Origin of the sequence: Desulfosarcina sp., from assembly GCF_041551955.1 — a bacterium.
GTDB lineage: Bacteria > Desulfobacterota > Desulfobacteria > Desulfobacterales > Desulfosarcinaceae > Desulfosarcina.
Genome location: NZ_JBFELV010000132.1, coordinates 1 through 11,727, shown reverse-complemented (window position 1 = coordinate 11,727; position 11,727 = coordinate 1). Strand labels below are relative to the sequence as shown.

12 protein-coding genes are annotated in these 11,727 nt (G+C 53.8%); 1 reads left to right on the top strand and 11 read right to left on the bottom strand.

The genetic code is table 11. The features are described from left to right. A partial coding sequence (locus ABYV26_RS11900; protein WP_372681251.1) for a gamma-glutamyltransferase occupies nucleotides 1-805 on the top strand: 805 nt, incomplete at its 5' end. Nucleotides 806-905: 100 nt separating this feature from the next. Here ABYV26_RS11900 and ABYV26_RS11895 read toward each other — a convergent pair. From ABYV26_RS11895 to ABYV26_RS11845, 11 genes are all read right to left on the bottom strand, one after another. Then, nucleotides 906-1,223 (bottom strand): putative quinol monooxygenase, encoded by a 318-nt coding sequence (locus tag ABYV26_RS11895; protein ID WP_372681249.1) that lies wholly within the window; start codon nucleotides 1,221-1,223, stop codon nucleotides 906-908. Further along, nucleotides 1,220-2,242 (bottom strand): Ldh family oxidoreductase, encoded by a 1,023-nt coding sequence (locus ABYV26_RS11890; RefSeq protein WP_372681248.1) that lies wholly within the window; start codon nucleotides 2,240-2,242, stop codon nucleotides 1,220-1,222. Before ABYV26_RS11890 ends, ABYV26_RS11895 begins: the two co-directional genes overlap by 4 nt. After that, the gene (locus ABYV26_RS11885; protein WP_372681247.1) at nucleotides 2,239-3,174 is read right to left on the bottom strand and encodes a hydroxyacid dehydrogenase; all 936 of its coding nucleotides are present in this window, start codon (nucleotides 3,172-3,174) and stop codon (nucleotides 2,239-2,241) included. Before ABYV26_RS11885 ends, ABYV26_RS11890 begins: the two co-directional genes overlap by 4 nt. A gap of 104 nt (nucleotides 3,175-3,278) precedes the next feature. Continuing rightward, a complete protein-coding gene (locus tag ABYV26_RS11880; protein WP_372681245.1) occupies nucleotides 3,279-3,758 on the bottom strand; it encodes a tripartite tricarboxylate transporter TctB family protein in 480 nt (159 codons plus the stop codon). 18 nt (nucleotides 3,759-3,776) lie between these two features. After that, nucleotides 3,777-5,303, bottom strand: coding sequence for a tripartite tricarboxylate transporter permease (locus ABYV26_RS11875; RefSeq protein ID WP_372681243.1), 1,527 nt, complete (start codon nucleotides 5,301-5,303; stop codon nucleotides 3,777-3,779). A 73-nt stretch (nucleotides 5,304-5,376) separates the two neighbouring features. Continuing rightward, nucleotides 5,377-6,324, bottom strand: a complete 948-nt coding sequence (locus ABYV26_RS11870) for a tripartite tricarboxylate transporter substrate binding protein (protein ID WP_372681242.1) — start codon at nucleotides 6,322-6,324, stop codon at nucleotides 5,377-5,379. Nucleotides 6,325-6,530: 206 nt separating this feature from the next. Next, nucleotides 6,531-7,523: an alcohol dehydrogenase catalytic domain-containing protein gene (locus ABYV26_RS11865; RefSeq protein ID WP_372681241.1), complete on the bottom strand. Its 993-nt coding sequence runs from the start codon at nucleotides 7,521-7,523 to the stop codon at nucleotides 6,531-6,533. A 273-nt stretch (nucleotides 7,524-7,796) separates the two neighbouring features. Further along, a complete protein-coding gene (locus ABYV26_RS11860; RefSeq protein WP_372681240.1) occupies nucleotides 7,797-8,579 on the bottom strand; it encodes an SDR family NAD(P)-dependent oxidoreductase in 783 nt (260 codons plus the stop codon). Nucleotides 8,580-8,676: 97 nt separating this feature from the next. Continuing rightward, nucleotides 8,677-9,831 carry a TRAP transporter substrate-binding protein gene (locus ABYV26_RS11855; protein WP_372681239.1) on the bottom strand — a complete coding sequence of 385 codons (1,155 nt, stop codon included), beginning with the start codon at nucleotides 9,829-9,831 and terminating at the stop codon, nucleotides 8,677-8,679. A gap of 74 nt (nucleotides 9,832-9,905) precedes the next feature. Further along, on the bottom strand, nucleotides 9,906-11,219 hold the full coding sequence (locus ABYV26_RS11850) for a TRAP transporter large permease (RefSeq protein ID WP_372681238.1): 1,314 nt from the start codon (nucleotides 11,217-11,219) through the stop codon (nucleotides 9,906-9,908). Nucleotides 11,220-11,229: 10 nt separating this feature from the next. Next, on the bottom strand, nucleotides 11,230-11,727 hold a 498-nt coding region (locus tag ABYV26_RS11845; protein WP_372681237.1), incomplete at its 5' end, for a TRAP transporter small permease.

Below are 11,727 nucleotides of genomic sequence, written 5' to 3'. Positions count from 1 at the left end.
GGCCAACATGCTGGCCATCCATGATCCGGCGACCATGGACGTGGATTCGGCCGATTTGATCCACCGGATGGTCGAGGCCAAGAAGCTGGCCTTTGCCTATCGGGACGCCTATGTCTGCGATCCGGCCGTCCACCCGGTTCCGGTCGCAGAGATGCTGTCTGAAACCCTGGCCAGGGATAGCGTCAATCGAATCGATCCTGACCGGGCGGCCAACGGCTATGACACCCGGGACTTTACCCGGGGCGGTGATGACACGATTGTTCTGACCGTGGTGGATGCCGACGGCAACGCCGTGGTGTTGATCCAGTCGCTGTACGAAGCCTTCGGTTCCTGCGTGATGATTCCCGAAACGGGCATGCTGCTTCACAACCGCGGCCGGGGGTTCACTCTGGACGCCGCTCATCCCAACGTGCTGGCGCCCAACAAACGGCCCTACCACACGCTGCACCCGGCCATGATTCTCAAAGACGGCCGGCCCGCCATCTTGCTGGGAACCCCGGGAGCCGACGGTCAGACCCAGACCAACATCCAGGTGGCGATGGATTTGATCGACTTCAAGGCCGATCCGCAGCAGGCCAATGAAGCGCCGCGCTGGCGCTCCAACCCGGACGGCACGCTGATGATGGAAAACCGCTTTGCCGAAAGGACCATCGCGGCGCTCAAAGCAAAAGGACACCATGTCCAGGTCGTGGAAGGCTACGCCGAAATCATGGGCTCTTCCCAGGTGATCATGGTCGACCGGGAAAACGGCGTGCTCAAGGCCGGCGCGGACCCGCGCAGGCAGGCTTACGCCATCGGCAAGTAGACCGTTCCCATCCAATCGACGCATTGGCCAAAAACACCCGCAGGCAGGGTTGACGACAGGCCCATGGGCGAAATCCGGATTCCGTCCGCCTGGCTGCAAATCATGCTTCCATCAGTATTTTCAGCGATACATGCTCTACATGATCCTTTACTTTTTCTCTGTATGCGAGCATATGGGGCGACGACATATGCTTTTTCAGATCCTCCAAGGTCTGCCATTTTTCGATAACCGTGACCACATGTTCATCACACGCCTGGGCAGATAATCCCGACGGGGCGTCGATGGTGGGCACATATTCAATACAACCCGACTCTTTGATCACATTTGGAATGTTGGCTTTGAAAATATCCAGGAACTCGGCCAGCCGGCCTTCTTTGACAGATATCGATGCAATTACATGAGTCATTTTTCTATTCATGGCCCCTTGGTTTCAGGCATACCTAAAGAGATTATCTGTTGATACTGCTTATCCGCCAACTGTATCCCACTCCGATGTGCCTTCTCGCGCAGTTTCAGTCGACGATCACCGGGTAAACGCGTGTTCGATTGGGTCAGTATTGCTTCCAGAAGATCTTCCAATCTGGAATAAAATTGATTATTCGATAAGGGATTTGGGTCGAATGCCAGCAATAGCTGTCCCACACTTGGCGGTTCTCCTTCGGCAGTGAAGAAGGAACTGGCTTCAAAACCGAAATGAGCCGCCGTCAGAGCCGCCGAGAGGACTTCCACCATCAGGACCAGCGCAGCGCCTTTGGCTTCGCCCATGGGCAGCATGGTTCCGGAAAGGGCGGCTTCCGGGTCAGCGGTCGGTTGTCCAAAAGAATCTAGCGCCCACCCTTTAGGAATGGCGTCATTGTTTTGTTTGGCAACCATGATTTTGCCTCTGGCGACTTTACTGAGGGACAGGTCGATGACCAACGGGTCTTTGTCCTTTCTTGGCGCAGCGAATGCGATGGGGTTGGTGCCGAATACGCCTGTACTTCCCCCCCAAGGCGCGATTGCTCTGGGGGTGTTGGCGAACATCAGCCCCACCAAACCCTTTCGAGCCAGGGCCTCCACATGATACCCTGCTGCACCACAATGGTGTGAATGGGTGACCGCTGCAACGGCGATGCCTTTTCTCGGTGCCAGTTTGCACAATTCCTCCACGGCCAGTGCCAGGGCCCTGAAAGCAAAGCCATGCTTTGCATCGATCCGAATGGCGGCATCCGCCACCAAGCTAGCGACAGGCACGGCATGCCCATTGACTTTACCACTTGCGGACTGAGCACAATATGACGGCAATCTGGATAGCCCGTGGCCGCCCAGACCATCGGCCTCGGCAGCCACTAAGGCACGGGCGACCATATTCGCATTTTCTTCGCTTGTGTTATGCAAAGCCAGTGCTTTTACGGCGATTTGATGCAGTTGCGCCAAGGTGAGTGGTTTACGATTCATTGGGATTCCTCCAGTACCCTGCATACATTTTTCATGGTAACTTGACTAACGCGTTGGTTTGATTCAACGGTAATCCCTGCAATGTGTGGCGTCAGCACGATATTGGGAATGCCGGCGAAAAGGGCGGCAGCGGATTGGGTGAGCGGCTCAGTTTCAAATACGTCCAGGGCGGCTCCGCCGAGGTGGTTTGACTGTAGCGCCTTCACCAGGGCTTTTTCGTCAACGACCCCACCCCGTGCGGCGTTGATCAGGATCGATCCCGGTTTCATCCGGGCAATCGCTTCGGCGTCGATCAGATGATGGGTTTCCTTGCTCAGCGGAACGTGCAGACTTACCACATCCGCTTGGGACAACAAATCGCTCAATCGGTCAATTTTTCTTGTATCTTGCCAACAGCGGTCATCGGCAGGAACATATGGATCATAGGCGATGATTGCCATTCCCATGGCCTGCGCCCGTTTTGCTGTTTCTCGGGCAATGCGGCCAAATCCGATCAGGCCGAGGATTTTACCGGCAGTCTCACACCCCATTGATTGGTTGCGTGGCCACTTTCCGGTCAGCATCTGAGATGTTGCAAGAAAAGCGATCCGAAGCAGCATCATCAGACTGGTTATCACCCACTCCGCTACGGAAGCATCGTTGGCACCAGTGGCCGGACAAACAACAATACCCCGTTCATCACAGGCTGCCAAATCTATGTTGTCAAGACCCACGCCCAATCGACCGACCACCTTTAATTGGGGAGCCGCATTCAGCAATTCCTGGTTCACCTGGGTGCGATTACGCACAACCAGTGCTTGGGCGTTTTTCAAAAAAACCGTCAGTTCGTCAGGATTGTCCACCAGGTTGGGATCGTAATGAACATCATACCCCTTGGCGGTCTCGTCTATATATTTTTCATCCATAAATTCACTAATTACGATGTCTGTCAATGAAGTTGCTCCTCTCGTAAAGATGGCGAAGAAATAATTCCAGATGATGGCGCCGGAAATTGGTTCGTCTAAAAAGCAAACCTACTATCGTTTATTGATCTTTATCACTCACTCCACATCGACCGGGGAAGTGGCACCTCTAAAAACCCATGGAATATAAAATAAAACGCTGTGACAACCACGACGGTCAAAAGCATGGAAGACAGAATATTCTTTTTTGTGAATCGATCATCAGCCAAATAGAGATTGAAGCAAAAATAAAACGTATAACTGGAAGGTAGAAATCCGATGATCGGCAATGCGATCAGGTATAGCAGCAAAATACAGATACCGACCAATACATTGTTTCGCTCCACTACCGAATCAAAAAAAATAATATATTCCGGCTTGATGAAACCTTTTACCAAGACTATAGCCGACAAGGCGACTAACGCAATCACCACGTAATCTACGAAAACACCACCAAACCTGCTGAGTTCTCGCGTTGAGAAGTAGACCAGCGCACCTAACGCCAGACTGAATGTTCCAACGATAAGATCGCTGTTCAAACGTTTTTTATCCTGCTCTCGGGTCTCGTTTTTCATTTTGGTCTCCGTTTTCTCTTATGGCGCCGTGGAAGCATCCGTTTGTTTTTCATGTTTGGACCGCCACAAGGTATATAACGGCCAAAGCAGCGAGAAAACGCACAGCAGGATTAGCAGCCCGCTGATCGGTCTGAAAACGAGGTATTGAAATGTCCCGCCTACGGCCTTCCCGGCAAGCATGGACTGCACGAGCCCTTCCTCTACAAAAGGACCCAGTATCAGACCGAGGACAATCGGTGCCGGGTGGAATTTCAACTTGCCACTAACATATCCGATGATGCCGAAAATAAACATGATCCACACGTCCAGCATGTTATTTCTGATGGCGTAGGAACCAAGCACAGTCATGAAAATGATTGCTGGTGCCAGGTAGCGGGATGGGATATTAATTATGCGGCTAAATACCACGCTGCCCAATGACCCGATAATCGTCACCAAACACGCCGCCACCAGCAGTCCCATGATGAATGCAAAGGTCACATCGGCGTATTGGGAAAAAAGTTCCGCGCCGGGTCTCATGCCATGCAACATGAGGGCGCCCAGAATCACCGCTGCGGGGGGTGATCCTGGAATGCCCAGCGTGAGCAGCGGAATAAGGGACCCGGGTGCCATCGCGCTATTGGCCGCCTCACTGGCGGCGACCCCCTTTATCGTTCCCTTGCCGAACGCTTCAGGATGTTTGTCCCAACGGCGGGCCTCATTATAAGAAACCATACTGGCGATGTTTCCACCCGCCCCAGGTGCGAACCCCACGATGGTGCCGATGCCTGCAGAGCGCAGCAGGAGGCCAGGGCGACGGAATAAATCACGCACAACCTCCCAAATTACACCCAATCGCGGTTTAACCGCTTTTTCAGTGTAGGCGGCACGGCGTTGCCCAATAACACTACCCAGAATCTCAGGCATACAGAAAAAGCCGATAAGGGCCACGATGAGCTCTATGCCACCTTGCAATTCCGGAAACCCGTAGGTTAACCGAATGTCGCCGCCGATATCGGACATGCCGACCGCAGAAAGTATCATCCCGACCGCGCCGGCTAAAAAACCTTTGATCACGCTGCCTGAAGAGAGCGTACTGATGATGGTCAATCCAAAAATTCCCAACCAGAAGTACTCCGGGGGCCCAAATTTTAAAGAGACGATCGCCAGCGGCGGAGCGGCAACAATGAGGACTAAATTTGCCAGCAATGAGCCAAAAGCACTTGCTACCGCCGCTGCCACCAGGCCGTGCTGAGCCATGCCTTTTTGGCTTAAGGGGAAACCATCAAAAGTCGTCGCAATGGCCGCCGGGGTTCCGGGGGTATTGATCAGAATCGCTGGGATCGCATCGCCATACATGGCACCCACGTAAATACCGGCGAGCATTATCAGACCGGCAGAAGGAGACATGGTGAACGTGAACGGCACCAATAGGGCCAAGCCCATGGTGGCGGTCAGCCCGGGAAGGGCCCCGAAAAGGATACCCATGAACACCCCGAAGCACAAAACAAGGAAATTGGCAGGAATAAAAACCTGCCATAGGCCTTGTAAGGCAAAATCTAACATATCATCCTCCCGACCCTGACGTGCTTCAGGCGTTGGTAACCCAACGCCTGAAGCGGTCTTGCTTTGAAGGCAGCTATTCTTTGAACTCTTTTACCACAGGCGCCCATTCGGTTACTTTTTCCTCAATATAGGCTTTGGAAACGTCGGCACCCATGTTCAAGGGTACGAAGCCATCTTTGCGCATCTGTTCGATGACCTTGGGGTCAGACGCGATTTCCAAAAATGCCTTCTCCAGGGTCTCAATGATTTCCTTGGGGGTGCCGGGAGGAGCACCTGCCCCGCGGTCAATTGACGCGTATAGTGGAAATCCTTTGCTTTCGAACGTGGGTACATCAGGCATATTGGCAAAGGGCGCCTTGGTGCCGAAGGCAAGCACACGGATTTTATCTGCATGCTGGACCAAGTCGTTGCTATTGGCCCAGATGGCTTTGACATGGCCACCAAGAAACGCCGCCACACTTTTAGCCGCACCCTTGCTGGGAATATAGGTCATCTTTATGTCGGCCATTTTGCCAAATTGAAGGTGGGCAATGTGATGTCCGGACCAGGTTCCGGAACCACCGCATATCACTGCCTCGGGATTCTTTTTGGCGTAATCGATCAACGCTTCCAGGTTCTCATGCGGGCTGTCTTTTAATACCGCCAAACCAATGGGGGTGGCTTGAAAAAGGGCTATAGGCATCAGCTGATCTGTCTCGTAGCCGGCGTTGCCGCGTGCCAACGGCTGTAAAACAATATGAGGAATGTTGATGCCGGAAATAAAATATCCGTTCGGTTTTTGGTTGACCAGATCGGCCCAGCCGATAGAGCCGCCACCACCGGGTTTGTATTGGATGACGACCTTGACGCCGAGCTTTTTCTCTAACAGCGGTTGCTGGCGCCGGGCCTCGAGGTCCGACTGACCGCCCGGTCCGAAGGGAATTTGGTAGGTTATGGCGTCTTTCGGATAGTCGGTCATTGCTGTGGCTGTAAAGGGGAAAATGATACACAGCAGGACAGCCAGAATCATAGAATATTTCATATTTATCTCCTCCTATGGGGTGATCGTGAAACAGCCGGACCGAAATGGCCCGCCGCAGTCGCACCATTTTTGCTGGAAAAGCCTTCAGGGTGGGCATCCGAGCCATGACATGAATGGGCATCGCACTCATCAAGGTGCTATAAATGGGATCAGCGAAATGAAGCGGTGGAAAAAAGGATAACCACGCTGCAAGCTGGGCTCAATCTTCAGGGAACCAGAACGATTTTAGCTGCCGCGCTGCGCCCATTGTGCAGGTCGTCAAATGCCCGGGCGCCATCTGCAAGGGAGCGCGTTTCCACCCAGCCCAAGTCCCCCAGCATTCCCTCCGCGATGGCCTGGACGGCTGCCCGCATATCAGCAGCCGTGTAGCAATAAACCCCGATCAGGGTAACCTCGAACAGGGTCAATTTGCGAATGTCCAGCTCTCCGCTGGAATCCATCAGACCGATGTGGATGAATATGCCGCCCGGACTGACCGCGGCCATCGCACTTTTGCGGGTGACCCCGCCGCCCACCGCGTCGATCACCAGATCGAAGGCGTCGGTCTGCAAGGCCGGACCGTTGATCGGATCGTGGACCTCGCATCCCACGTGCCGGGCAACCGATTCCCGGCGCATGGCGAGGGTCTCCGCCACCACCAGCCGCCTGCAGCCGTAACCCTTGAGCAGCAGTGCCGCCAGAAGCCCCACGGCCCCGCCGCCGATGACCAACGTTCGGAGTTCGGCCAGCGGGCGATGGGACGCGCGCATTGCCAGATTCAATGCGTGGAGTGCCGTCGCGGTGGGTTCGGCGAGCGACGCATGGACCGCACTTAGGCCTTCGGGAACCGGTATTAAATTGACCGAGGGAATGGTGACGCGTTCAGCATAGGCGCCTGCCAGCCGCATTCCGATCAGTTCCCGGCTGGCGCACAGGTTCGATCGGCCCGTATCGCAGAGCGGGCATCGTCCACAGGTGATCAAGGGGTTGATGACCACCGGCTTGCCCACCGCCTCGCCTGACGCCACGGTTCCAGCAACCTCGTGCCCTAAAATCAGCGGTGGCACACGGCGGGGGTCCTTGCCGTGATAGGCATGCATGTCCGACCCGCAGATGCCCGACGCTTCCACGTTTACCAAAGATTCTCCGGTCCCTGGGACCGGGTCGGGTTCCTCTCGGTAGACGACTTCGTTGGTTGCTGTGTAGACTAATGCTTTCATTTTTAATGTCCTGTTTCCCGCGAACCAGAGATCGCCGGGCTTGCGGTGATTGAATGGTGGATCACAAACGGCGGTTGCCCCTGACGTCGTAAGCGATCGTTACGATAATCAGCATGAAGGGTTGTATACGTTCATCGTTGGAAGCGTTACCATTGATGGACGCGTTCGGTGAGGATGTCAATCGGTGTAGCCATTTGCTCCATTCCTGTGATTGACATCTTCGCCCGTCGCACGCGCATCGTAACCAACCGCACCTATATTCGAAGAAGGTTGCTATTTAGCGGTCCAGCCGCCATCCAGGTAGATGGTCTGTCCGGTAATATAATCGGAGGCCGGGGAGGCTAAAAAGATGGAAACACCTTTTAGATCATCCAGCTCCCCGTTGCGACCGATGATGGTCTGCCGGGCCAAGGCATCAATTACATCTTTTTGATCATACAGGACGGATGTCAACCCTGTTTTAAAAAACCCGGGACCAATCGCATTACAGGTGATCCCGCTCTGATTCCCGGACCAGGCTTCGGCCATGGCGCGTGTCAGCTGCATAACACCGCCTTTGGATGCGCCGTAGGGCACACTGTTGGGAAATGCACGTTCGGATTGAAGCGAGGCAATATTGATGATTTTGCCCCATCCTTTCTTCTGCATCCCGGTAATCAGGTGCCGGGCCAGGAAAAAGGGGGCTTTTAAATTGATATCAATCTGCTTGTTCCAGGTGGCATCAGTGACGTCTTTCCAGGATTGACGAAAGTTTACACCGGCGGCATTGACCAGGATGTCCGGGGCCCCGAAAAAGGAGGCTGACTTTTCGGCCATATTGGCCAGCTCATCGGGATCAGATACATCGCAAGTAAGGTAGGCGGCTTTTCCACCGATCTTTTCAACATCCTTTACCGCATCCTTTAACGCGTCTTCCTCTTGTTCAAGGGCGGCATGAACGACTGATGCGCCCGCTTCGGCAAGACAGAATGCAATGGCTCTGCCGATACCGGAGCTGCCTCCGGTAACCAAGGCGACATGGCCGCTGATATCAAACAATTGATCAATTATTTTCATGGGTCTTAATTCCCTTTAATGTTGTTTTTTATTACAGCAACCACAATGAGATTGCCGGCATCGTTTAAATCAGAAAAACTATACTAAACAATTGATCTTATTTCTCGGGGATGTGGTAATTCCCCGGTGTGTCGGCCGCTTCTTGAAATTTATCAAATTCACTCAATGATCCTGCCAGCTGCTTTTTCACATCGTCCCAAATGGCGAGATGGGCGCCAACTTTTTCCTTCCACTGTGCCTTTTCATCCGAACTCAACCGATTTAACTTGACGCCGGCCGAAGTCATTTGCATCTCTGCGTGGGCCCGCGCCGACGGCACTTTGGCATGATTTTGCCGCATGGTCATTTCGCTGGCAAAATCGATCGATGTCTTCAACGGCTGCGGTAGCCGGCTGAACCACTCCAGATTGCAGAAATACATTTGGGCATCCTGAATAATGTCGGCAAAGGTAATTTGAGAGAGGAGATTTTTGAATCCGAACACATAAAGCGCACCTATGGACGGGTCCAAGGCATCCACACTCCCCAGCCGGATCGCATTGGCCGCCTCCACCCACTCGACCAAAATGGGATGGGCCCCCAACTGGCGATAAAGGCGCTGGAGGATGGTTGAATTGGGAATGCGGAATTTGATGCCGCGCATCTGCTCGGGTGTCGTGATTTTTTCTTTTAGCCCCTGGCCCATGGCCAGGGTACGCGGATCGATGCATGGATACCAAAGCGGTTTGAATCCCCTGGCCTCGATCTTGGGATGGATCTTCTTTTTCCAGGCATCGGAAGTCACCAGGTTAACGAACTTTTGGTTTTCACTGCACCAGTAGGGAAGGTTAATAAGGTCAACCTCGGGCACAAACGGCGAGAAGTTGGAAATGGAACACTGCCCAGCCTGGATGATCGCATTCTGAACGTTTCGGGCCAATGTTCCTTCGGCCCCCACCTGCCCCGCGGGCTCCAACTGCACATATATCTTGCCGAGACTGGCGTTTTGAATATTTTCCTTAAAATCAAGCTGCATGATCGGATAGCTTCGTGAAACCCCGGGGGCATAGGCCGTCCCCAGGATCATGGTGTGTTCGGCAGCAGCTTTGAGCTCGGTCTCTTTTCGACCAATCTGGTCAGATTCTGCTTCAGCACCCAGCGCGTTTCGTGACAGGGCGACCAGTGCAGCCGTGATGCCAAAACCGGCACTCAATTTAAGGAAACAACGGCGCTCGGTTGATGTGAGCGCTTTATCTTTGGAGTCTTTTTGCATAATCCCCACTCCATGAAACGGTTGTGTTGAAATCAAGCGCATGCCGCGCCAAATCGCTTTTCATCCAAAACAGATCAATTAATCAACCAGAGTGAAATCCATGGGACGTAGCCGATCAACAGCGCGATGGCGAGCATGCAAAAAACAAACGGAAAGACGTATCTGGAGATGGATACGATCGGTGTCCCGGTGACGCCTGAAACCACGAACAAGTTCAAGCCCATGGGTGGGGTAATAAAACCAATACCCAGGGAGGTGATCATAAATATGCAAAAATGAACTTCGTTCATACCGATTTCCAGGGCCAGCGGCAGCAGCAAGGGCGCCAGGATGACGATATTCGGCGTCGTTTCCATGACGCAGCCGGCAATCATCAAAATGGCGACCATGATGATAATGATCAAGTAGGGGTTGCTCGTCAGGGAGGTCATGAAGCCCACGAACGCCTGGGGAACCTGCAGGCTGGCCAGGGTCTGGGCCAGGGGCAGGCTCATGGCGATGATGGGCACGATCACACCGCTCACCTTGGCAGACGTTTCAAGAATCTTCGGGATATCGCTGAGTTTCAACGTTCGCTGGAAAAAACCGATAATGATTGCGGTCAGCGCCGCCACGGCCGCACTTTCCGTTGGGGTAAAGATGCCCGAGTAGATGCCGCCCAAAATGATGAAGGGAATGAGCAGCGCAAAGCGCCCCGCGTATACCGTTTTCCGCCAGTATTGAAAATTGAATCCCGTGGTGCTGTTTTCGTAACCTTTTATCCGGTTGACCACAGCATTGGAAAACATAACCGATAGCAGAATCAGCACACCGGGAATGGCAGCGGCCAGAAACAGGGTTGATGCGCTGATGCCCAGCACCAGTCCGATAATGATGTACGATATGGATGGCGGGATTAAAATCCCGGTGCATGCGCCCGCCGCCACCAGTGCACAGGCATAGGGCTTGGGATAGCCTTTGGCCGCCAGACGGTCGATGGTGATCCTTCCGATGGCCGCGGCATCGGCGGCATCAGAGCCGCTGATACAGGCAAAAAAACCGCAGCCCAGCACGGTGGACGTTCCCAATCCGGATCGCGTCGAGCCCATGGTGGCCTCGGCCACGTCCAGCAGCTTGCCGGACAACCCGGTTCGCACCAGAATGTCTCCGGTAAGGATGAACAGGGGCACCGCAATCAAGGCGAAGGAATCGATTCCATCGAACAGCGCCTCACCCAGCAGCGTCGGCGGAAGGACGCCCGTGATCAACAGCATGGCGAACGAGCCGACACCGATGACGACCCAAATCCGTACGGCCAGCAAAATGAGCACGACCATCGCTATCAATGGAAGAAAGAAGCCCCATCCGAGAATGATTTCTTCTTGCTGCATTAGGTATTGTTGAAGCATGAGGTTACTCCTAGTCGAATAGTTTTTTACCTTCGAATACCGGTCGACCGGCTTTGAGGTCGGAAACGTCTCGGATGATGGATTGAATCAGCCGTACCAGCATCATGGCGAACCCGATCGGCACGGCAGCCAGAAACCAGGCCAGACTGATGCGCAGGCCATGGGTGACCGACCCGAACTTTATGGATACCAGAACACTTTCAAGGGACCACCAGAAGGCGAGAACAGCCAGCACAATCGTAATCAGATCGCCCAGAATCATAATCACCGCCCGTGCGCGGTTGCCGACGAATGGCAGGATGACGTCAATGCGGATGTGGGCGCGCGCCTTAATGCCGGCCGATGCGCCAATCCACGACACGTAAATAAAGGCGTAGCGTGCAATCTCTTCCGCCCAGATGGAAGAGTAACTGAGCGCAAATCTGCGGAACACTTCCATAAAGATTACCATCACGATCAGGGCATAAAGCGGCAACAGCAGCCATCGCTCGCCGTTTTCATCAATTTG